Origin of the sequence: Synechococcus sp. Minos11, assembly GCF_014279855.1 — a bacterium.
In the GTDB taxonomy this organism is placed as follows: domain Bacteria; phylum Cyanobacteriota; class Cyanobacteriia; order PCC-6307; family Cyanobiaceae; genus RCC307.
In genome coordinates this window covers 434141-453867 of the sequence record NZ_CP047953.1, presented here as the reverse complement: position 1 = coordinate 453867, position 19727 = coordinate 434141, and the positions used below count along the sequence as shown (strand labels likewise).

Here is a 19727-nt window from a genome sequence, read left to right as displayed (position 1 = left end):
GCAACTGGTCACCGCTTAATCCGAACCAAACAGCGCACTGCCCACTCGCACAACCGTGCTGCCCTGCTGCGCTGCCAATGGCCAGTCCCCGCTCATTCCCATCGAGCGACCGGCCAAACCGAGAGCATCTGCATGACCCACCGCTTCGGCAAACAAGGCACCTAAGTCCTGCTCAGCCAGCTCGCGCGGCGGGATCACCATCACCCCCTGCCAATGCACATGGGGCAGGTTTTGCAACTGCGGCCATAGGGATTGGGCCTCAGCCCAACTCAACCCCGCTTTGTTGGCATCCGGCCGCAACTTCAACTGCAGATAGAGCTGCGGACAGAGCGCAAGCTCTCCAGCGATGCGGCTGACGCGCGCAGCCAAGTTGAAGCTGTCGACGGCATGAATCGTGCTGAAGGCCTTGAGCACAGGGCGCACTTTGTTGGCCTGCAGGCGGCCGATGAACTGCCAGTCGATATCGGCGAGATCAGCGAGCTCTTGCTGCTTCAACGCCGCTTCCTGCACCCGGCTTTCCCCGAAGCTGCGCTGCCCTAACCCATAGAGAGCGCGAATCTCAGCGGAGGAGCGCCCCTTGCTCACCGCCAGCAGCTTCACCCCGGGGGGCAACTCCTGCAGGATCGCTTCATACCGCTGCGCCAGGCTGCCCACGACTCAGATGAAGGTCTGATCAAACAGCTTTTTCCAGAGCGGCAACTCCGGCGACTGATTGCGCCTCAAGCGCAGCAGGTTTTGCTCAGCGTGATGACGCGCATCGGAAAACGGCATCGCTTCAAAGCTGGTTCCCTGGGGCTGGGATGTGACGCGAAAGAACATCCGCTGGGCATAGAGCGTGGCGTAGATCTCCTCACCAGTTGCCACCGGGCAGACGCGGTAGAGCATCCCGAAGGTGGGGTGATTGAGATAACGTTCGACGCTCATGCCTACGGCCAGAACCTTTAAATCCTGCCGTAGCGCCAGCGCATTGCCAGCAACAGCAACAAACCCGCTAAGGCCAAAGCGTTGAGCCCAGCGGCTGCCGGCGGCGGCAATCGCAGCTGGGACGGGGCTCTCCACTGGCCCCCGCGGGCCTGCAACGCCTCGGCGCCTTGCTCAGCGCGCAGCAGCACATTGGCCAGCAAACGCTCACCCACCGCCAGCACCAGGTTGGTGGCCCCGCGCCAGCCCAATTGCTTGAGATTCAAGGCGCGGGTCGCCACCGCCCGCAGCAGGTTTTGCAATTCCTCCTGCACCAAGGGCAAAAACCGCAAGGCCAAGAGCAGCTGAAAACCCAGGCGCTCCACCGGAACCCCCAACCAAGCCAAGGGGGCCAAGAGAGCTGTGAGCCCCCAGGCCAAGGCTTCTGGAGGCGTGCTCACCAGCAGCAGATTGGCGCTCTGCATCACCGTGAAGAGCAAGGTGGCGCTGTTGACGCCGAGTTCCGCTGAGCGGCGCGTGATGCGCAGGGGGCCTGCTTGCCACAGCTCCCACGCCGGCGGGGCCGGCAGGGGCTGGCTGAGTTGCAGCTCCTGGGGCGGACGCTGCACCGGCTGCGGCTGCTCGCGGGGGGAGGGCAACACAGCAGCCAACAGCCCCACCGCCAAGCTCAACGCCAGCAGCAATGGCACGCTGCGGCGCCACAAACGCCAGGGCAAGCCACTGGCCAAAGTGATCAGCAGCAGGAGACCCACCAAGGCCAGCCGCCACCAAGGTGAGGCCAGAATGGGGGTAATCAAAAAGGCCAAGCTCCAGGCGTATTTGAGCCTGGGATCAAGACGCCGCAGCCAACCGCGGCGACCAGCCACGTACTGGCCCAAAGGGAGCTGCCGCAGCCAATCCATTAGCGGCTGGCAGCACGGGCCTGATCCCGTTCAGCATCCCGTTGTTGCTTGCCACGCCAAAACAGGCGCACGGGCGAACCCTCAAAACCAAGGCCCTGGCGGATCTGGCGCTCCACGTAACGGCGGTAGGTGTCGCCGAACAGTTTGGGCTCGTTGACGAACAACGTGAAGCTGGGTGGTCGCACCGCCACCTGGGTGCCGTAATACAGCCGCCCTTGCCGGCCGCCCCGAGTGGTGGGAGGGCTACGCCAACTCAAGGCCTCCTGCAGCACCTCATTGACCACTGCCGTGGTGACGCGGCGGCGGTGCTGTTCCACCGCCAGCACGGCCAAGGGGAAGATGCGCTCCACCCGCTGGCCCGTGAGCGCTGAGATGAAGAGCATCGGAGCCCACTCAAGGAAATAGAGCTTGCTGCGCAGCTCCTTCTCCATCGCCGGCATGGTGTGGCTGTCCTTCTCCACCAAGTCCCACTTGTTGACCACCACCAGGCAGGCCCGGCCCTCCTCTTCAATGCGGCCTGCCAGGCGCTGGTCCTGCTCGGTGACACCCTCTTCGGCGTCAATCACCAGCACACAAACATCGCTGCGCTCGATGGCTTTGAAGCTGCGGTTGATGCCAAAAAACTCCGGGCCGTAGTTGACGCTGCGGCGACGGCGAATGCCGGCGGTATCGAGAAGCTTCCAGCTCTGGCCCTCCCGCTCGATGCTGGTGTCAATCGTGTCGCGGGTGGTGCCGCGAATGGGGCTGACGATGGCCCTGTTCTCACCACAGACGGTGTTGAGCAGGCTGCTTTTACCAACGTTGGGACGCCCAACGATGGCCATCTGAATGGGCTCAGGGGCCTCCTCTTCATCTTGCGGAGGCAAAAAGTCGAGCACCTGATCGAGCAAGTCCCCGGTGCCGGCGCCATGGATCGCGGAGATGGGCTTGGGCTCGCCCAAACCGAGCGCCCAGAACTCAGCCGCCATGGCCAAGCCCTGCTCAGGGGACTCGCATTTATTGACGCCCAACAACACCGGACACTTCTGCTGGCGCAACCAAGCGGCAATGGCTTCATCGGCGGCCGTGAGCCCTTGCTGGCCATCAACGATCACGAGGGCCACGCAGGCTTCGGCCATCGCCAAGCTGGCCTGCTCGCGGATCTCCGGCAGAAACTCGCTGTCGTCGTCGAAGACCAAGCCACCGGTGTCCACCACCCGAAAGGTGCGGCCACCCCAGAAACCCTCTTGGTAGGTGCGATCGCGGGTTACACCCGGCTCGTCATGGACGATCGCGTCGCGACTGCGGCACAGACGATTCACCAAAGTGGACTTGCCCACGTTGGGCCGTCCGATGATGGCCACCACCGGCAGGGCCACGGCTGCGTTCCTCTCGTTTTTACGTTGTTAAAACCCTACAGGCCGGCCCTGAGCGGGCTCAGCCACTGGAGCTATTTTTCGCTCACAAAACAATAATCAAAGCGTCTTATTTTCCTCTGGTGAGCCTTAATCAAGGCGAAGAGATTACGTCCGTTCAGAGAAAAGAACCTTTTTCTCTCGCTAGGTGATGGGCGTTCCACCCCGTCGCTCACCGATGATCGATCTCATCATCACCAGCATCGTGGTCGACCTTTCCGACCAGAAGCTGTACGCCTACAACGGTCCACAGCTGGTGCGCACCATTCCGGTGAGCTCTGGCAAGGCATCGACTCCGACCCCCACCTTCAGCAGCAAGGTGCAGTCCAAGCATCGCTCCGTGACCATGCGCGGACGCGGCTATGTGGCCCCTGGTGTGCCCTGGGCCATGTGCGTTCCCGGCGGCATGATCTGCATGCATGGCGCCCCTTGGCAGGAAGCCGCAGGTCAGCCCTATGGCGTTCCCCGCAGCCACGGTTGCGTGCGCATGCCAACGGTTCAGGCCAAGTGGCTGTTCCACCGCACCAAAACCGGCACCCCCATCACGATTCAGACCTGAGCGCCGCGGCGAATCAGGCCACAGCGCGATCGCCGGGATGACCGGTCACAGGGTCCTCTGGAACCGGCAACTCCGGCGCCAGGGGGCCCTGTTCCTCTAGCGGCTCAGCGCGCTCAGCCAGCCAGGCCAACAGCCAATTCACTGCCGTGGCACGGCGCGTGCGGCGCGGGTAGAGCTCACCAATGCGGTAGCCGGCGAACTGCAGCTGCTGCTTCAGCAGTTGCTTGTGCTCCTTGGCGATGGAGCGGGTGAGGCGCACCGATGGCGGGCGCTCCGCAATCACCTGGGGAGCTTGCGGGAAGGCGTCGGCCCACTCCGCTGGGGTGTTGTCCCCAGCCGTCCAGTCCTGCGAACTGGGCACATACCCCAGGCGCTCCCAGATCCGCTCGCAAACGAATTGATCACTACAGCGATCCTCCAGGATCTGCATCAACAGAGCGCGGCTGATGGGCCAAAGATCGCTCACGTCCTTCATTGGCATCGCAACGATCAGCTTGACCCCCGTTCAGGGCAACGGCACCGCCGGCAATGGCGAGGTGGCATTCACAAAGCAAGCCTGTTGAAACAGCTCGCTTTCACGCGACACGCTCACATCAGGCAAAAATTTGCCCGGCGTGTAGCGCAAGCGATACAGGCCATCGAAGTCATCTTTGCCAATGGCACCCATGCCATCCCAGCCGAGGGCCATCGCCAACGCTGGCATGCGTCGATGCTCCCAAAACAACACCACCGTTTTGCCCTGAGCCCAGCCGGCCTGCAAAAGCTCAGCGCCGTCATAGGGCGTGCCATCCGCGGAATCGGTGAACATCTTGATGTTGAGTCCCGTTGCCACCGCAAGCGGCACAGCGGTTTGGTAGCTGCGGGCATTTTTTTCGCTCGCAACGGCCAGCCGGTAGGAGCCGATGCGCTGGATCGGTCCAAAGCAGGCCGGCAACAGCCGCCCCAAGTTGATCGCTCGGCGAAACCCCCGCGGCGAGAGGTTGTAGTCACCGCGCTGGCGATCCTTGTCACCGTGGCGCAACAAGATCACCTCCGCTGGCTGCCCCAGCGCAGGAGCCACCGCCAGCACGAAGGCAGCGGCCAGCACCAGCACGCGCATCGCCATCCAGGTTGCTGCAGCCCCTGCCCAGGTTGAGGGGTGCTGTTTAAGGAACAGAATCAATGGATGCCCACGGGTTCACTGACACTTGGCGGCCATGGCGTCACGCGCACGCTGCACAGCCGCGTGTTGCAGTCACCGCTGGCTGGCGTCTCCGACAAGGTGTTTCGCCGGCTGGTGCGGCGCTGGTGCCCGGATGCCCTGCTGTTCACCGAGATGGTGAACGCCACCAGCCTGGAGCTGGGCCATGGCAGGGGAAAGGTGGAGGAATTGGCCACCGAAGAGGGGCCCATCGCGGTGCAGTTGTTTGATTACCGGCCGCAGGCCATGGCCGAAGCCGCCAAGCGCGCCGAGGGAGCTGGGGCTTTTTTGATCGACATCAACATGGGCTGCCCGGTCAAAAAAATCGCCAAAAAAGGCGGTGGCAGCGGCCTGATTCGTGAACCCGATCTGGCTGCTCGCATCGTGGAGGCCGTCAGCCAAGCGGTGCAGGTACCCGTCACCGTCAAAACACGGCTGGGCTGGTGCGGCAGCGATGCCGACCCAGTGACCTGGTGCCAGCAACTGCAAAACGCTGGAGCTCAGCTACTCACCCTGCATGGCCGCACCCGCGAGCAGGGTTTTAAAGGCCATGCCGACTGGCAGGCGATTGCCCAGGTCAAGGCAGCGCTAACGATTCCGGTGATTGCCAATGGCGACATCAACACCCCAGACGATGCCAAGCGCTGCCTGGCCATCACCGGAGCCGATGGCGTGATGGTGGGCCGGGGCAGCATGGGCGCTCCTTGGCTGGTGGGGCAGATCGATGCCGCCCTCAGGGGTTTACCGATGCCACTGGCGCCCGATGCCAGCGGACGGCTGCAGCTCGCCAAAGAACAACTGCTGGCCTTAGTGAGCGAACGCGGTGATCACGGCCTGTTGATTGCCCGCAAACACATGGGCTGGACCTGCACCGGCTTCCCTGGCGCCCCGCAGCTGCGCCATCAGCTCATGCGGGCGCCCACACCGGATGCGGCCGTGGAGCTGCTTAACGCTGCAGCTGCATCAATTGGAACTGCAGCCGCGGCCGGCTGAACAGCAGCACCATCCCCTCGCCCTCAGGCACCGGAAGTCCTGTCTCGCGGCGCAGTTGCTGCCGTTCAATCAGGCCAACACCGCAGGTTTCCACGAGCAGCACCGGCAAGCTGACGGCCTCACCCCGCATGGATTGCAAGTCCAAGGCTTGGCGGCACGCCAGCTGGGCCCGCTCGGCGCCCAGCCGCTCGACCAGCTCACTCCAGAGCCCATTGACGGGTGTGGCTTCGGCCAGCTGCAAATCGATCAGGCCCATGGCAGCACCGCCGGCCACGCCGGCCTGAGAAGCACAAGAGAAAAGTAAGGGCGCTCCTCGGCCGGCACCGCCGCGGCCGGCAAAACCAATTGCTCCGGCCAGCCGACCCGCTCCCCATAGAGGGCGCTCTCGAGGAGCTCCAACTCATCGAGCAGCGGCCTCAGCCACCGCCAGCGGCGCCCCACCTTGAGCAGCACGAGCGGCTGGCCTTGGTCGCGCGCTGCGATCAGCAGCTGGCGGGCCTGATCGGGCTGATCAGGCAGCGGCACCACCTGGAGCTGCTCATCTTGCATAGCCAACGGCCAACAAGCCGCTGCGGCAGTGGCCGAGGCAGCCGTGATGCCAGGAATCACCCGAGCTGACAGCTCCGGAGCCTCCTTTTTGAGAGCCAGCAGCAGATAGCTGGAGCTGGCGAACAGGGAGCAATCCCCCTCGCAGAGAAACACCACCTGCTCACCAGCGGCCACTTCCGCGGCCACAGCGCTAGCGGCTTGCTGCCAAGCCTGCTGACGTGGTTCGGCCTCTTGAACCATCGGGAACAGCAGCGGCAGCCGCCGTTGTGTTGGCACAAGCCAAGGCTGGGCAATCTGCGCCGCCATCCCAGGCCGTTCGAGTGCGGCCACCGGATAGGCCACCACCGTGGCCGCAGCAATGGCGCGCTGAGCCGCCACGGTGATCAACTCGGGATCTCCCGGGCCCACCCCCACCACAGTGAGTCCTGAACGATGTGCTGAGGTCAGCGATTCACTCCTGGCTCGCGGCTTAGGTTGACGTACCGGCTCAAGGCTGATTCATGAGCCAATTAACGATCTACAACGCTGTGAGCGAAGGCAACGATCCTCCGCTGCCATCGCTGCATACCACCGATGCGGCCATCGTGGCCGCAGAGCTCAGCCAGCGCGGCATCCGCTTCCAGCAATGGCCCACCCATGGCGAACTGGATGCAGCCAGTAGCCAGGAGGAGATCCTGGCGGCCTACAGCGCTGAGATTGCCGAAGTGCAAGCCGCTGGCGGCTACCAAACCGTGGATGCCATCAGCCTGGGGGCCGATCACCCCCAACGCGCTGAGTTGCGCCAGAAATTCCTCTCTGAGCACACCCACAGCGAAGACGAGGTGCGCTTTTTTGTCGATGGCCGCGGTCTGTTTTGCCTCCACATCGGTGATGAGGTGCTGCAGGTGTTGTGTGAACGCAACGACTGGCTGAGTGTGCCGGCTGGCACCCGCCATTGGTTTGACATGGGCGAGCGCCCTTGTTTCAGCGCCATCCGGTTTTTCAACAATCAAGACGGCTGGGTCGCCCAATTCACCGGTGATCCGATCGCCAAGCGCTACCCGTTGCTGGGGAGCTGACGCCGCTCAATGACTCAAGAGCGGCAGCCCGCCTGGGGGCGGCTGCAGCAACGCCGGCAGCTCCACTGCCACCTGGCGGCGAAACGCCTGCCACTGGGCCGAGGCAATGATGTCCTTGCTCATGGCACGGGCCAGACGCTCGCTGGCGAGCACATCGCTGGGGTAGTGCACCTGGCAGTAAGCGCGGGCATAGCCGCCCTGCTGACCCATCGAAAGCAGGCGTTGACGGCGCTGGGGCAGCAGATCAGCCAGGAGCAGACCGGCGGCGGCATACCAGGTGGAATGCCCACTGGGGAAGGAAAAGCTGGACTCCAGGGGGAGACAAGGCTTGAGGTCCTTGTGGGTCAGAAACGGTCGGGGCCGTCGGTAGCGCTCCTTGAGCACATTTTTGACCCGGTCCACTTCCTTGAGAAAAAACCGCAGGCCGTTGGCCAGGGTTGGAGCCGCCTTGGCCAGATTCGCGCCGATGGCGGTGTCAAACACACCGATATCCCGGTTGAGGAACCCCCAGGCATGCTCGACCGCTTGGGGGTATCGGGTGCGCTGATTCCAGCGCAGGATGGCCAGATCCTTGGCCTCCTCGGCACTGCCGGCAGCGGGAGGCTGGCCAACAACGGCGCTGTAAGCCTCGGCGTTAAGCGCAAGGCCCGCAGCGGGGTTGGCCCGTAGCGCTGGCCAGGGCGCCACAACAATGCTCAGCCCGGCAGCCACCAGAGGGATGCTCCGCTTCATGGGGAGAAACAAGAAGCCCCTTCACCCTGGGCCAGGGTGATTAACAACAAAAAAACGCCAGGGGCTTGGCCTTAAGTGGGCGTAAAAGCCACAGGGTCAAGATTTTTCCTTGGGAGCTGAACGCCCACCGAGTGCATGCGCACATCCTCCGGGCGCGCCAACTCACCGCTGAGGGCCTCCACTTCCACCGCTGCCAGCTGCTCAAGACGGGGAATGATCACCTCACGGGGCCAATGCTGCTCGCACAGCAGCCAATAGAGGCCGAAGTGGCGCGCTTCGCTGGCGAGCAAATCGCCATAGAGGGCCCGCAACTCAGGATCGGGGCTGTGCTCGGCCAGCAGTGCCATGCGCTCATGGCTGCGGGCCTCAATCAAGCCCGCCACCAGGAAGCTGTCGAGTTGGCGCAGCGGCTCCTGGCGGCGAATCTCCCCGGCCAGCCGCGAGCCATAGGCCGGAGCCGGCAAGGGCCGCAAGGCGATGCCGCGGCGCTGCAGTAGCGCCAAGACCTGATCGAAATGCTCCAACTCCTCTTGGGCCAAGGGGCTGAGCGCCTCGGCCAGGGTTTCGCTGGAGGGATAGCGAAACATCAGCTGCAGGGCAGCCCCAGCGGCTTTGCGCTCGCAATGGGCATGGTCGATCAGCACCTCGTCCGGGCGGCTGATCGCCTGCTCCAGCCAAAGGCTGCTGCTGGGGGCCGCGAGCCAACGAATCGAGGCCACCGGCTTGCTGGGGGCGGCCGTCACAGCTGGCTACTGCGTAAGTGGGCCACCATCCCTTCAAGGGCGAGGTAGTAGCTGATCGGACCAAAGCCGCAGATCACACCCACTGCCTTGTCAGCCAAATAGGAGCTGTGCCGAAACTCCTCGCGGGCATGGACATTGCTGAGATGAAGCTCCACAAACGGCAGCTTCACCGCCAGCAGCGCATCACGAATGGCCACGGAGGTGTGGGTGAAAGCACCAGCGTTGATCAAGATCCCGTCCACCTCAGAGGCAGCCTGCTGGATCTGATCCACCAAAGCCCCCTCGTGGTTGCTCTGGAAACAGACCAGCTCAGCACCAAGGCGTTCCGCCTGCTGCTGAAGTTCCGCATCAATCTCCGAAAGGGTGTCGCGGCCATAGAGCCCGGGTTCGCGACTACCCAGCAAGTTCAGATTGGGGCCGTGCAGCACCAGAATCCGCATGGGGCCTTGAAGGTTGCACCGATCGTAAGGGCGTCTGCCAGGGCCGCCGAAAAGCCGCTAACCGGCTGGTAAGTTCTTCCGGTGTGGTTCGGGTCGGTGCCCGAGTGGTTAATGGGGGCGGACTGTAAATCCGCTGGCTCTGCCTACGTTGGTTCAAATCCAACCCGGCCCATCCGCCACATGCCCTTGTAGCTCAGCGGTAGAGCACTCCCTTGGTAAGGGAGAGGTCACGAGTTCAATTCTCGTCAAGGGCTTCATCTTCCAGGTGGCACCACTGGAGACAAGCCAAGACCTCACCTCACACTCGTCCCGGCTGCCCGTCACGATGGCCGCAGATGGAGAAGGCCCATGGAGGCAATGCAACAGCTGGTGCGCGATGGGAGCACCCGCCAGCTGGCCTGGCGCCAACAGCAACTCAACAACCTCGAAGCGCTGCTGCAGGAGCTGGAAACACCCCTTCGAGCAGCCCTAGCCACTGATCTGGGCAAGCCAGCGGTGGAAGCCTTTTTCGAAATCGTGGGCGTGCAAGGCGAGCTCAAGCTCGCCAAAAAACAACTCAAACGCTGGATGGCCCCGCGGCGTGTGGCATTGCCAGCGGTGCAGCAACCAGGCCGCACCTGGGTGCAAGACGAGCCCCTGGGCACCGTGTTGATCCTGGGCCCGTGGAATTACCCATTGATGCTGGTATTGCGGCCTCTGGTCTCAGCCCTGGCCGCCGGCAACACGGCTGTGTTGAAACCCTCTGAGCAAGCGCCTGCCGTGGCCAAGCTTCTGGCCGAGATGGTGCCGCGCCATTTCGCGGCTGATGTGGTGCGGGTGGAACTGGGAGGAGCCGAAACGGCCCAAGCCCTACTGAAGCAGCCGTTTGATCACGTGGTCTTCACCGGCGGCACAACGATCGGCCGCGAGGTGATGAAAGCCGCTGCTGAGCAATTGATTCCGGTGACGCTTGAGCTAGGGGGCAAAAGCCCCTGCATCGTTCTGGATGACGCGGATCTACAGGTGAGCGCCCGGCGCATTGCCTGGGGCCGCTTCCTCAATGCCGGCCAAAGCTGCGTGGCCCCCGACTACGTGCTGGTGACCCCGGCCATGCGGCAGCCATTCGAGGCCGCGCTCAAGCAGGCCATCGCTGAGTTCTATGGGCCTGATCCACGCCAATCGCCGGACTTCGGCCGGCTGGTGAGCACCCGGCAATTCGACCGGGTTGATGCACTTCTAAAAGACGCCACGGTGTTGCACGGCGGCGAGCGCGTGCGCGAGGAGCGCTACATCGCCCCAACGCTGGTTGAGGGAGATCCCGATAGCGCCTTGATGCAGGAGGAGATCTTTGCCCCGGTGCTGCCGCTAATTGAAGTCAGCGATCTCGAAGCAGCCCTGCGCTTCATTGCAGAGCGCCCCAAACCATTGGCGGCCTATCTGTTCAGCCGCAGCAACACCGCCCGCCGGAAGCTGATTGAACGCAGCCAATCCGGCAGCGTGGCCTTCAACGACGTGATCGTGCAGGCCGGCGTGCCGGGGTTGCCCTTTGGCGGCGTGGGCCCCAGCGGCATTGGCCGCTGTCACGGAGAGACTGGCTTCCGCAGCCTGTCGAATCAAAAATCGGTCTACCAGCGGCCCTTTGCTCTCGATTTGGCCTGGCGCTACCCCCCCTACGGAAACAGGCTGTCACTTCTTAAGCGACTACTCGGCTGACAGAGGGGCACACGGGGACTGGCGCAGCTCTTTTGGCTGCTTATGGTGCGCCCATCGAATTATTCGCTGGTCATGCGTAAATCCCTGCTTGCCCTGCTGGTGGTGATGGCGGCTCTTCCTGCGCGGGCGCAGGAAGGGGTGCATGTGATGCAGCCCAAGCAGACCCTCTATGCGGTCTCGCGCATGTATGGCGTGCCAGTGAAGACGCTGCTGCAGATCAATAACTTCGCTAACCCCAACAAGATCAAGGTCGGCACCGCCATCCGCCTTCCGGCCGGCACCAAGGCCGTGAACTCACCAGCCACGACGCTGGCCACCCAATCGGTTCCTGAGAGCACAGCCCCAACAACCACCGAAACGGCAGTCGTGACGACTGTTGAAAGCGAGGACGACGACACCGCAGTGCTGGCGAAAAAGACGCCAACCACCGACTGGCGTTATTTCGGCCCGCTTCAAGTGGATTGGAGCAACTGGCGCACCATGGCCGGCAGCCTGGTGGCCCCAACATTGAATAAGCAAAAACAGCCCCTCTATGTGGCTGTTAACTGCGGTGCCCGCAAGCTCAACATCACTGGCTCCGGTGGCACCTGGAAAACCTGGGAAGCTCCGGCTGAAGCCTTTGAGCGCGACTTGGTGAAAGCCGCCTGCGCCGATCCCAAGCTCGGCAAAGGCTGAGGCCAGCGCAGCGGCCTCGGCCGGCGCAACCAACTCGCGCCAGCACTGCTGAGCCAGTGGCGCTTGCCACTGGCATCTTCCTTCACCAGTTCCGCCTCTACCAGGCGCCGCAAGGCCCAGCGCCACAGCGGTACTGGGTGGGCCTGATCAGCCAAATCAGCCGCCAAATCAGCCGCTTCGAGGCCTTCCTCGGCTTGCTGAAGCGCGCGCAGCAGGGGCTGAGCCAACTGTTGGCCGTCTTGAATCAACACTGGCTCCTCGCAGCGGTCGCAACAACCGCAAGGTTCAGCCATCTCACCAACCGCCAAGAGCAAGGCCTGCTGGCGGCAATCAGGACCTTCCGCAATCGACTCCATCCGCCGCAGCTGAGCTGCCGCGCCATCGCGGCCCTGGCGCACAGCCCACGCCAAGCTGCTGCGGTCGCTATCGGAATACAGCAGCAGCACCTCAGCGGGCTGGCCATCACGGCCGGCACGCCCCGATTCCTGCAAATAGCCCTCCGGGCTGGCCGGCAGTTCGAGGTGCAGCACCAAGCCCACATCCGGGCGGTCGACCCCCATCCCAAAGGCCACGGTGGCCACCAGCACCGGCTGGGGCTCCTCTTGAAATTGCTGCAGCGCCAACAGGCGACTTTCAGCATCCATGCCGGCGTGATACGCCAAGGCTGGCAATCCGGCCTGACGCAACTTGGCCGCCCAACGCTCCACACCTCGGCGAGTGCGGCTGTAGATCAGCACGGCACCGCGGGCGCTGCGGGCTTCCGCCAGCACCAGCTCCAGGGGATTCTCCGGGCGCCAAAGCATGCGGTAGCGCAGGTTGGGCCTCTGGGCTGAGCGCACCTGGATCAACGGTCGCCGCAAGCTGAGCAAGCGAATGATGTCGGCCCGCACCCGCGGTGGGGCCGTGGCACTGAGGGCCACCAGGGGAACGCCAGGGCACAGCCGGCGCAGTTGGCCCAAGCGGCGGTAATCAGGCCGGAAGTCGTGGCCCCAATTGCTGATGCAGTGGGCTTCATCCACTGCCAACGCCACGAGCTGGCGTTGATCATGCAGATCCTCCAGCAACTGACGGCAGGCCTCACCCTGCAGGCGCTCAGGGGCGAGATACAACAGCCGCAGCGTGCCTTGCTGAATCTGCTGCTGCAGCTTGCGCAGCTCCTGCAACGGCAACCCGTTATGCAAACAAGCCGCGGCGATGCCGCGGCGGCGCAGCTGAGCCACCTGGTCTTGCATCAAGGCGACCAGTGGAGAAATCACCAGCACCACCCCACCGCTCACCAGGGCCGGCAGTTGATAACAAAGCGACTTTCCTGCCCCCGTCGGCAAAACAGCCAAGCAGTCACGGCCCTCCAGCAGGGCCTCAACCACCTCGCGCTGACCGGGACGAAAGTCGCTGTAACCGAAGTGCTGCTGCAGCGACTGCAGCAGAGATGCACTGGATTCCTTCACCCACGGACGGTACCGGTTGCCCCCCGGGGCGCAAGGCCTCAGGCGGCCTGCTGCAGCGGTGGCGCCTCCAGCTGATCTGCCCCCTCTTCCACCAGCTGAAGCCGCAAGCGCTTGCCGCCAGCGAGCTCCCCGAGCGACACGCGCAGATTGCTGCCGCTGAGGGTTTCTAGGCCCTGCAACAGGCTGCGCAGATAAGGAGTGCTGCTGCCACTTTCAAGCCAGAGGCGCTCATGCAAACCGCCCAGGCGGCGCCAACTGGTGTGCAGCTTCAGTACAGCCTGCTCCAGCTGCTGCGCTTGGCCCACCACATCGGCCACCAACCCGAGCATGTCCAGGCGGGTGGCTTCCTGCATCGCCTTTTCCAAATCGATGCTCTCGTGCTGAAGCGCCCGCACGGCCATGCCCGCTTCCGCCGCCTTGCTGAGCCAACGGGCTGTGGCTGTGACGTCCTTGATGCGATCGAGCTCGGGCTCCTCCTTCAACACCCGGCGCAGGTCCTCCTGTTGGGGTTCCGGTAACCGCGCCAGTTCCCGCACCAATGGGGCCACGGCCTTCGGGGGAAGCAAATTCTGCTGCGTGCGCTCGCGAATCTCATCGGGCAGGAGCGGACTGGTGGCGGCCGTGAATTCATCGGTGAGGCGGCGCACCTGCTTACGGGTGATCTGCTGACCTTCGTTAGCCGCTTCGCTGATCATCTGCTGCACCTCCGGATCGGCCTGAGCGGTTTCCACAAAGGCGCGCTTGGAGAAGTTGTTGACGCTGGTTTCCTCCAGCAGCCCGTCGCCCACCAGGCTGTTAGCTGATTCAGCCAGCTGGATCAGGCTGTAGGCCCGGGTCTTGCTGATTTCCCGCTCCCTGAGCCACTGCAGGAAGCCAGCACCACGGCCCTCGCCACCACGCTTCTCGCGATCCCGCACCGCCGCCAAGATCCGTCCGCGCCAAATTTCGGTCTGCAGGTCAAAGCGGTCGCACAGCTCCCAGGCCTGCTCCAAGCGGGCGTGGAACTCCAGGGTGCTGAGGTCGTCCTGCTCGGGATCGGGCAGGTCGAGATGCAGCGTGGGTGCCTCAAGGCTGGCTGGCGTAGCGACCAAAGCAGATCAAGCGGGGGGCCGCGACGAATCATGACGGCTCATCGAACGATTGCGTCAGCACAGGTAAGTTTCTGAACGAACGAACCTTGTTCTGCCGACATGGCGATTTCTCGCGGCGACAAAGTGCGCATCAGGCGCCCAGAGTCCTATTGGTTTAACGAAGTAGGCACCGTGGCCTCGATCGACACCTCTGGCATCCGTTATCCGGTCGTGGTGCGCTTCGAGAAGGTCAACTACAACGGCTTCTCTGGCGTTGATGGCGGCATCAACACCAATAACTTCGCTGAGGCCGAGCTCGACCCAGCTTGATCTCAGGTGCCGGAACTTCCGGAAGTTGAAACGGTTCGCCGCGGCCTCGAGCTGCAGGTGGGCCGTTTTCCTATTGGTGAAACAATCGTTTGCCGCAGCCGAGCCGTTGCAGCCCCCAAGGGTGACCCCGACGGATTTACCGCTGCCCTGAGTGGATGCGAGTTGGCCGGTTGGCGCCGGCGCGGCAAGTATTTGGTGGCCAAGCTTGAGCGCGATGGCGCACCAGCCGGTGAGCTGGGGGTGCATCTGCGCATGACCGGCCAATTTCAATGGCTCCAGCGCGAGGAGCGACCGCCTTGCCCGCACACCAGGGTTCGCTTTCTCTCCGAGAAGCATGAGCTGCGCTTTGTGGATGTGCGCTCCTTTGGGGAGCTCTGGTTTGTGCCCCTGGGCACGCCAACCGAGCAGGTGATCACTGGCCTCACCCGTTTGGGGCCCGAACCCTTCAGCGACGCGTTCAACGCCAACTACCTGCGTCAGCGACTGAAGGGATCCAGCCGCCCCATCAAAAATGCCTTGCTCGATCAGGCCCTGGTGGCTGGCGTGGGCAACATCTATGCCGATGAAAGCCTGTTTATGGCCGGCATTCGCCCCCACACCCCATCGGGGAGCGTGAGCGCGGCGCGGCTGGAGAAGCTGCGGGCAGCTTTGGTGAAGGTGTTGGAGCTGAGCATTGGCGCTGGCGGCACCACCTTCAGCGATTTCCGCGACCTCACTGGCACCAATGGCAACTACGGCGGCCAGGCCTGGGTGTACAGGCGCGGCGGGGAACCCTGCCGCCAATGCGGCACGATCCTGCGGCGCGACACACTGGGGGGACGAAGCAGTCACTGGTGTCCAAGCTGTCAGCGCTGAGACAAGAGCTGGTGGATGTCATGGCCGATGTCCACCGCCGCGGTTGGTGTGATGGCACCGGGGGTAACTTCAGCTGCCTCATGAGCCGCGAGCCCTTGCAGCTGGTGATGGCACCCAGCGGCGTGCACAAGGGCAACGTCTCGGCTGATGAGCTGATCGTTGTCGATGGCAACGCTGCGGTGATCGAAGGTACCGGCAAAGCCAGCGCCGAAACGCTGTTGCATCTCATGATTGTGCGCAGCTGCGCGGCGGGCGCCGTGCTCCATAGCCATTCCCAGGCCGGCACGTTGCTCTCGCAATGGGCCTTACCCCGCGGGCACCTCAAGCTCCAAGACCTGGAGATGCTCAAGGGCTTGGCTGGAGTGAGCACACACCAAAGCAGCGTGAGCGTGCCAGTGCTCGCCAATGACCAAGACCTGCAACGGCTCAGTGAGGCGGCGCAGCCGCACCTCGCCGGAGCGCCCCATGGGTTGTTGATTGCCGGCCATGGGCTCTATGCCTGGGGCGAGGATCTGTTCAGCGCTACGCGCCATCTCGAGATTCTTGAGTTTTTGCTGGAGCAGCGCTGGCGCCAACTATTGCTGCAGGGATTAGGGGTTCAGCCGTGATCGATTGGGAGTCGCTACGGGCCATCGTTCTTGATATCGAAGGCACCACCTGCCCGGTGGATTTTGTGACGGGCAGCTTGTTCCCCTATGCCCGCCAGCATCTGGGCACCCTGCTGAACCAAGACGATCAACAGGCGCCGCTCAAGCCCTTGCTGGATGAAGTGCGAATCGCCTGGAAGCAAGAAAACTCCGCTGAAGCCCCGGCCTACAGCGACTCCCAAGATCCCCTCGCCCTACTGCCCTATTTGCAGTGGTTGATTGATCAAGACCGCAAACTGGCGCCGCTCAAAGAGCTGCAGGGGCTGACCTGGCGCCACGGCTACCAATCTGGAGCCTTAACCACTCCGCTGTTCGCCGATGTCGCCCCAACGCTCAAGCGTTGGCAGCAACACGGTTTGCGCTTGGCCGTCTATTCCTCTGGATCGGTAGCTGCGCAGCAGCTGTTTTATGGCCACACCAGCGATGGCGATCTAAGCGACCTGTTTGAGCGCTGGTATGACACCCGACTGGGGCCCAAAAAAGAAGCCCAGAGCTACACGTTGTTGGCTGCTGATCTGCAGCTGACAGCCCAGGCGGTGTTGTTCATTAGTGATTCCAGCGGGGAATTGGCCGCTGCCCAAGCCGCTGGGCTGCAAATTTGCGGCAGCCAGCGTCCTGGCAACCCCGAGACGCTGAGTGCCAAGTGGCCCGTTGTGGTGTCCAGCCTGGAAGCATTGGCGCCATCAGGACCGCCAGGACTACGTTGAATTTGAGGTTTGGGGGCGCCAGCCATACCCAAGGTCCCGCGGTCACCATCAAAGTCGGAACACACGACCCGCCCCAACTCCGGCGAATCGGAGGTGGTGCGCCAGGCCGAAGAGCTGTTCGAGCAAACCCTGGTCAACGTGCGCGGCCAGCTGGCTGGTGCTGTGGCAGCACTGGAAAGCTCGGTTCATGACAGCGAGCTGAACTACGGCGAGATCTTCCTGCGCGACAACGTGCCGGTGATGGTCTACTTGCTGTTGCGGGGCCGTTTTGAGATCGTGCGGCACTTCCTGGATCTGTGCCTCGAGCTGCAAAGCCGCTCCTACCGCACCCGCGGTGTCTTCCCCACCAGCTTTGTGGAAGAAGACGACAAAATCCTGGCCGACTACGGCCAACGCTCCATTGGCCGCATCACATCAGTCGATGCCTCCCTGTGGTGGCCGGTGCTCTGTTGGATGTATGTGCGGGCCAGCGGCGACACCAGCTATGGCACCAGCCCCAAGGTGCAGCGGGCTGTGCAGCTGCTGTTGGATTTGGTGCTGCAACCGAGCTTCTACGAACCGCCGGTGCTGTTCGTTCCCGATTGCGCCTTCATGATTGACCGTCCGATGGACGTTTGGGGGGCGCCATTGGAAGTGGAGGTTCTGCTGTTCGGCTGCCTCAAGAGCTGTTGCCAATTGATGAGCCTGGTGGAAGGGGGCGGCCATGGCGGCCCCTTGATCCAGCAGCGGCTGGAACTCACTCGCACCTGGATGCGGGATCTGCGCGTTTACCTGCTCAACCACTACTGGGTGACCAGCAAGACGATGCAGGTGCTGCGCCGCAGGCCCACCGAGCAGTACGGCGACTACCAATCACGCAATGAGTTCAACGTGCAACCGGAGGTGATTCCCCACTGGTTGCAGGAATGGCTGGATGACCGCGGCGGCTATTTGATCGGCAACATGCGCACCGGCCGGCCCGATTTCCGCTTCTACAGCCTGGGCAATGCCTTGGGTTCGCTCTTTGGGCTGCTGACGGGCCCCCAGCAGCTGGCCCTGTTCCGCCTGGTGATCCACAACCGCCAGCACTTGATGGCGGAGATGCCGATGCGCATCTGCCATCCGCCAATGGATCAAGACGAATGGATCACCAACACCGGAATGGACCCGAAAAATTGGCCCTGGAGTTATCACAACGGGGGCCACTGGCCCAGCTTGTTATGGCCCATGGCTGCGGCGGTGCTGATGCACCAGCGCCTCTACCCCAACGATGACCTGCTGCTGCTGGGCCAAACCCGCACCATGCTCGAGGAGTGCTACTGGCAGCAGCTCAATCAACTACCGCGTCAGCAGTGGGCTGAGTACTTCGATGGCCCCACCGGCACGTGGGTGGGGCAACAAGCTCGCATCAACCAAACCTGGACGATCGTGGGCTTCTTGCTGCTGCATCACTTGATGCGCAAAGCCCCTCAGGATGTGAAGCTGCTCGACCTCGACGATGTCGGGCCACTCAGGCTCTCATTCCAAGATCAACATGAAAAAAGCTCTCCCGACGAGCGGAAGAGCTTTCTCAAAAACTATTGATTGAACGCTGAGATCAGAACAGGCCCAAGGTGAGGGACTTGTCGATCGGCAGAGCAGCACCAATACCGAGGTAGATGGTGAAGGCAGTGCCGAACAGGAACACGGCCATGGCCACCGGGCGGCGGAAGGGGTTTTGGAACTTGTTGAAGCTCTCGATGAAGGGCACCAGCATCAGGCCCAGCGGAATCATGGTTTGCAGAGCAATACCCAGCAGCTTGTTGGGGACCACACGCAGGATCTGGAAGACCGGATAGAGGTACCACTCAGGAAGGATTTCCAGAGGAGTGGCAAACGGATCAGCCTTGTCAGCCAGCATGGCTGGATCGAGAACAGCCAGAGCCACCACACAAGCGATGGTTCCGAGGATCACCACCGGGAAGATGTAGAGGAGATCGTTCGGCCAAGCGGGCTCGCCGTAATAGTTATGGCCCATGCCCTTGGCGAGCTTGGCGCGCAGCTTGGGATCGTTCAGATCCGGTTCCTTGAGGATGTGCATCGCTGGAGGGAAGTAAGGAGTTGAACCGTTGTGGTCAGGTTAGAAGTTTCTGGCCGATCAGAGGGGACCAGAGATGCCTTGCTTACGAATCATCAGGAAGTGGGCAAGCATGAACACCGCCAGCAACCAGGGCAACACGAAGGTGTGGAGGCTGTAGAAGCGCGTGAGGGTGGATTGGCCAACACTCTCACCACCGCGAAGCAGCTCAACCATGAAGTCGCCGACCACAGGAACAGCAGCAGGAACACCAGACACAATCTTTACGGCCCAGTAGCCAACTTGGTCCCAAGGCAAGGAGTAGCCCGTCACACCGAAGGACACGGTGATCACAGCCATGGTCACGCCGGTGACCCAGGTGAGCTCGCGGGGACGCTTAAAGCCACCAGTGAGGTACACGCGGAAGACGTGCAGGATCAGCATCAGCACCATCATGCTGGCGCTCCAGCGATGCACCGAGCGGATCAACCAACCGAAGCTCACATCCGTCATCAAGTACTGAACGGAGCTGTAGGCCTCCACCACCGTGGGCTTGTAATAAAAGGTCATCGCAAATCCAGTGGCGAACTGAATTAGGAAGCAGACCAGGGTGATGCCGCCCAGGCAATAAAAGATGTTGACGTGGGGCGGCACGTATTTCGAAGAGATGTCGTCAACGATGTCTTGGATCTCAAGACGCTCGTTGAACCAGTCGTAGACAGGGGATGAATTCGCCATGCCGGTGGGGAGGGTTGCCCGGAAGCAGGTTGTGGCGAGAGTCTACTGATAGCAACGAG

At 62.7% G+C, this 19727-nt stretch carries 24 protein-coding genes and 2 tRNA genes; 11 read left to right on the top strand and 15 right to left on the bottom strand.

Annotated features, from left to right (window positions below):
• Positions 1–15: 15 nt before the first annotated feature.
• The 4 genes from SynMINOS11_RS02435 to der are packed head-to-tail and all read right to left on the bottom strand — an operon-like array spanning position 16 to position 3181.
• A complete protein-coding gene (locus SynMINOS11_RS02435) occupies positions 16–654 on the bottom strand; it encodes a YggS family pyridoxal phosphate-dependent enzyme (RefSeq protein ID WP_186549617.1) in 639 nt (212 codons plus the stop codon).
• Between the two features lie 3 nt (positions 655–657).
• Positions 658–924 carry a PipX family protein gene (locus SynMINOS11_RS02430; protein ID WP_011934886.1) on the bottom strand — a complete coding sequence of 89 codons (267 nt, stop codon included), beginning with the start codon at positions 922–924 and terminating at the stop codon, positions 658–660.
• A 17-nt stretch (positions 925–941) separates the two neighbouring features.
• Complete coding sequence (locus SynMINOS11_RS02425) at positions 942–1823, bottom strand: energy-coupling factor transporter transmembrane component T family protein (protein WP_011934885.1); 882 nt, start codon at positions 1821–1823, stop codon at positions 942–944.
• Entirely contained in the window at positions 1823–3181 is a 1359-nt protein-coding gene (gene der, locus SynMINOS11_RS02420; protein WP_011934884.1) for a ribosome biogenesis GTPase Der, read from the bottom strand. The genes SynMINOS11_RS02425 and der overlap by 1 nt, the downstream gene beginning before the upstream one ends.
• 214 nt (positions 3182–3395) lie before the next feature.
• On the opposite strand from der, the gene SynMINOS11_RS02415 reads away from it, so the two are divergent.
• Positions 3396–3776 (top strand): L,D-transpeptidase, encoded by a 381-nt coding sequence (locus tag SynMINOS11_RS02415; protein ID WP_011934883.1) that lies wholly within the window; start codon positions 3396–3398, stop codon positions 3774–3776.
• A gap of 13 nt (positions 3777–3789) precedes the next feature.
• On the opposite strand, the gene SynMINOS11_RS02410 is transcribed toward SynMINOS11_RS02415, so the two are convergent.
• Positions 3790–4251, bottom strand: a complete 462-nt coding sequence (locus SynMINOS11_RS02410) for a DUF1823 family protein (RefSeq protein WP_255445457.1) — start codon at positions 4249–4251, stop codon at positions 3790–3792.
• A 30-nt stretch (positions 4252–4281) separates the two neighbouring features.
• Positions 4282–4881 carry a histidine phosphatase family protein gene (locus SynMINOS11_RS02405; protein WP_186549613.1) on the bottom strand — a complete coding sequence of 200 codons (600 nt, stop codon included), beginning with the start codon at positions 4879–4881 and terminating at the stop codon, positions 4282–4284.
• 60 nt (positions 4882–4941) lie between these two features.
• Between SynMINOS11_RS02405 and dusB the strand changes: the two genes are divergently transcribed.
• Positions 4942–5949: a tRNA dihydrouridine synthase DusB gene (dusB, locus tag SynMINOS11_RS02400; protein ID WP_186549611.1), complete on the top strand. Its 1008-nt coding sequence runs from the start codon at positions 4942–4944 to the stop codon at positions 5947–5949.
• Here the strand turns inward: dusB and SynMINOS11_RS02395 are convergent.
• On the bottom strand, positions 5903–6205 hold the full coding sequence (locus tag SynMINOS11_RS02395; RefSeq protein ID WP_043736537.1) for a hypothetical protein: 303 nt from the start codon (positions 6203–6205) through the stop codon (positions 5903–5905). The two genes, dusB and SynMINOS11_RS02395, sit on opposite strands and share 47 nt — an antisense overlap.
• Entirely contained in the window at positions 6196–6915 is a 720-nt protein-coding gene (gene cobI / locus SynMINOS11_RS02390; RefSeq protein ID WP_186549609.1) for a precorrin-2 C(20)-methyltransferase, read from the bottom strand. The genes SynMINOS11_RS02395 and cobI overlap by 10 nt, the downstream gene beginning before the upstream one ends.
• Before the next feature lie 83 nt (positions 6916–6998).
• On the opposite strand from cobI, the gene SynMINOS11_RS02385 reads away from it, so the two are divergent.
• A complete protein-coding gene (locus SynMINOS11_RS02385) occupies positions 6999–7556 on the top strand; it encodes a 1,2-dihydroxy-3-keto-5-methylthiopentene dioxygenase (RefSeq protein WP_186549607.1) in 558 nt (185 codons plus the stop codon).
• Positions 7557–7562: 6 nt separating this feature from the next.
• Here the strand turns inward: SynMINOS11_RS02385 and SynMINOS11_RS02380 are convergent, their stop codons facing one another.
• The 3 genes from SynMINOS11_RS02380 to aroQ all read right to left on the bottom strand — a co-directional run bounded on the left by SynMINOS11_RS02380 (position 7563) and on the right by aroQ (position 9471).
• Positions 7563–8288, bottom strand: a complete 726-nt coding sequence (locus SynMINOS11_RS02380) for a phosphatase PAP2 family protein (protein WP_255445456.1) — start codon at positions 8286–8288, stop codon at positions 7563–7565.
• Between the two features lie 71 nt (positions 8289–8359).
• The gene (locus SynMINOS11_RS02375) at positions 8360–9031 is read right to left on the bottom strand and encodes a tRNA-(ms[2]io[6]A)-hydroxylase (protein ID WP_186549603.1); all 672 of its coding nucleotides are present in this window, start codon (positions 9029–9031) and stop codon (positions 8360–8362) included.
• On the bottom strand, positions 9028–9471 hold the full coding sequence (gene aroQ, locus SynMINOS11_RS02370) for a type II 3-dehydroquinate dehydratase (protein WP_186549601.1): 444 nt from the start codon (positions 9469–9471) through the stop codon (positions 9028–9030). The genes SynMINOS11_RS02375 and aroQ overlap by 4 nt, the downstream gene beginning before the upstream one ends.
• Before the next feature lie 90 nt (positions 9472–9561).
• On the opposite strand from aroQ, the gene SynMINOS11_RS02365 reads away from it, so the two are divergent.
• The 3 genes from SynMINOS11_RS02365 to SynMINOS11_RS02355 all read left to right on the top strand — a co-directional run bounded on the left by SynMINOS11_RS02365 (position 9562) and on the right by SynMINOS11_RS02355 (position 11163).
• Positions 9562–9643 (top strand) — tRNA-Tyr (locus SynMINOS11_RS02365).
• A gap of 10 nt (positions 9644–9653) precedes the next feature.
• Positions 9654–9725, top strand: a tRNA-Thr gene (locus tag SynMINOS11_RS02360).
• 94 nt (positions 9726–9819) lie between these two features.
• Positions 9820–11163: an aldehyde dehydrogenase family protein gene (locus SynMINOS11_RS02355; RefSeq protein ID WP_370586176.1), complete on the top strand. Its 1344-nt coding sequence runs from the start codon at positions 9820–9822 to the stop codon at positions 11161–11163.
• Positions 11164–11693: 530 nt separating this feature from the next.
• On the opposite strand, the gene SynMINOS11_RS02350 is transcribed toward SynMINOS11_RS02355, so the two are convergent.
• Positions 11694–13286: a RecQ family ATP-dependent DNA helicase gene (locus SynMINOS11_RS02350; protein ID WP_186549599.1), complete on the bottom strand. Its 1593-nt coding sequence runs from the start codon at positions 13284–13286 to the stop codon at positions 11694–11696.
• Between the two features lie 38 nt (positions 13287–13324).
• Entirely contained in the window at positions 13325–14377 is a 1053-nt protein-coding gene (locus tag SynMINOS11_RS02345) for a hypothetical protein (protein ID WP_186549597.1), read from the bottom strand.
• 99 nt (positions 14378–14476) lie between these two features.
• Here SynMINOS11_RS02345 and SynMINOS11_RS02340 point away from each other — a divergent pair, with 99 nt between their 5' ends.
• The 5 genes from SynMINOS11_RS02340 (at position 14477) to SynMINOS11_RS02320 (ending at position 18458) form a co-directional block, all read left to right on the top strand.
• Positions 14477–14686, top strand: coding sequence for a photosystem I reaction center subunit IV (locus SynMINOS11_RS02340; RefSeq protein WP_011934869.1), 210 nt, complete (start codon positions 14477–14479; stop codon positions 14684–14686).
• A gap of 6 nt (positions 14687–14692) precedes the next feature.
• A complete protein-coding gene (locus SynMINOS11_RS02335) occupies positions 14693–15541 on the top strand; it encodes a DNA-formamidopyrimidine glycosylase (RefSeq protein WP_186549595.1) in 849 nt (282 codons plus the stop codon).
• Positions 15469–16149: a methylthioribulose 1-phosphate dehydratase gene (gene mtnB, locus SynMINOS11_RS02330; protein WP_186549593.1), complete on the top strand. Its 681-nt coding sequence runs from the start codon at positions 15469–15471 to the stop codon at positions 16147–16149. The genes SynMINOS11_RS02335 and mtnB overlap by 73 nt, the downstream gene beginning before the upstream one ends.
• Positions 16146–16895 (top strand): acireductone synthase, encoded by a 750-nt coding sequence (gene mtnC / locus SynMINOS11_RS02325; protein ID WP_186549591.1) that lies wholly within the window; start codon positions 16146–16148, stop codon positions 16893–16895. The genes mtnB and mtnC overlap by 4 nt, the downstream gene beginning before the upstream one ends.
• A 96-nt stretch (positions 16896–16991) precedes the next feature.
• Complete coding sequence (locus SynMINOS11_RS02320) at positions 16992–18458, top strand: glycoside hydrolase 100 family protein (protein WP_255445454.1); 1467 nt, start codon at positions 16992–16994, stop codon at positions 18456–18458.
• A gap of 13 nt (positions 18459–18471) precedes the next feature.
• Here SynMINOS11_RS02320 and petD read toward each other — a convergent pair whose 3' ends face one another.
• A complete protein-coding gene (gene petD / locus SynMINOS11_RS02315; protein WP_011934864.1) occupies positions 18472–18954 on the bottom strand; it encodes a cytochrome b6-f complex subunit IV in 483 nt (160 codons plus the stop codon).
• Positions 18955–19011: 57 nt separating this feature from the next.
• Positions 19012–19668, bottom strand: coding sequence for a cytochrome b6 (petB, locus tag SynMINOS11_RS02310; protein ID WP_011934863.1), 657 nt, complete (start codon positions 19666–19668; stop codon positions 19012–19014).
• Positions 19669–19727 lie beyond the last annotated feature (59 nt).

Coding starts and splice junctions, on each gene's coding strand:
- SynMINOS11_RS02430 (WP_011934886.1), bottom strand. CDS start 924: ATGAGCGTCGAACGTTATCTCAATCACCCCACCTTCGGGATGCTCTAC.
- SynMINOS11_RS02425 (WP_011934885.1), bottom strand. CDS start 1,823: ATGGATTGGCTGCGGCAGCTCCCTTTGGGCCAGTACGTGGCTGGTCGC.
- SynMINOS11_RS02415 (WP_011934883.1), top strand. CDS start 3,396: ATGATCGATCTCATCATCACCAGCATCGTGGTCGACCTTTCCGACCAG.
- SynMINOS11_RS02410 (WP_255445457.1), bottom strand. CDS start 4,251: ATGAAGGACGTGAGCGATCTTTGGCCCATCAGCCGCGCTCTGTTGATG.
- SynMINOS11_RS02405 (WP_186549613.1), bottom strand. CDS start 4,881: ATGGCGATGCGCGTGCTGGTGCTGGCCGCTGCCTTCGTGCTGGCGGTG.
- dusB (WP_186549611.1), top strand. CDS start 4,942: ATGCCCACGGGTTCACTGACACTTGGCGGCCATGGCGTCACGCGCACG.
- SynMINOS11_RS02395 (WP_043736537.1), bottom strand. CDS start 6,205: ATGGGCCTGATCGATTTGCAGCTGGCCGAAGCCACACCCGTCAATGGG.
- SynMINOS11_RS02385 (WP_186549607.1), top strand. CDS start 6,999: ATGAGCCAATTAACGATCTACAACGCTGTGAGCGAAGGCAACGATCCT.
- SynMINOS11_RS02380 (WP_255445456.1), bottom strand. CDS start 8,288: ATGAAGCGGAGCATCCCTCTGGTGGCTGCCGGGCTGAGCATTGTTGTG.
- aroQ (WP_186549601.1), bottom strand. CDS start 9,471: ATGCGGATTCTGGTGCTGCACGGCCCCAATCTGAACTTGCTGGGTAGT.
- SynMINOS11_RS02355 (WP_370586176.1), top strand. CDS start 9,820: ATGGAGGCAATGCAACAGCTGGTGCGCGATGGGAGCACCCGCCAGCTG.
- SynMINOS11_RS02340 (WP_011934869.1), top strand. CDS start 14,477: ATGGCGATTTCTCGCGGCGACAAAGTGCGCATCAGGCGCCCAGAGTCC.
- mtnB (WP_186549593.1), top strand. CDS start 15,469: ATGCGGCACGATCCTGCGGCGCGACACACTGGGGGGACGAAGCAGTCA.
- petD (WP_011934864.1), bottom strand. CDS start 18,954: ATGCACATCCTCAAGGAACCGGATCTGAACGATCCCAAGCTGCGCGCC.
- petB (WP_011934863.1), bottom strand. CDS start 19,668: ATGGCGAATTCATCCCCTGTCTACGACTGGTTCAACGAGCGTCTTGAG.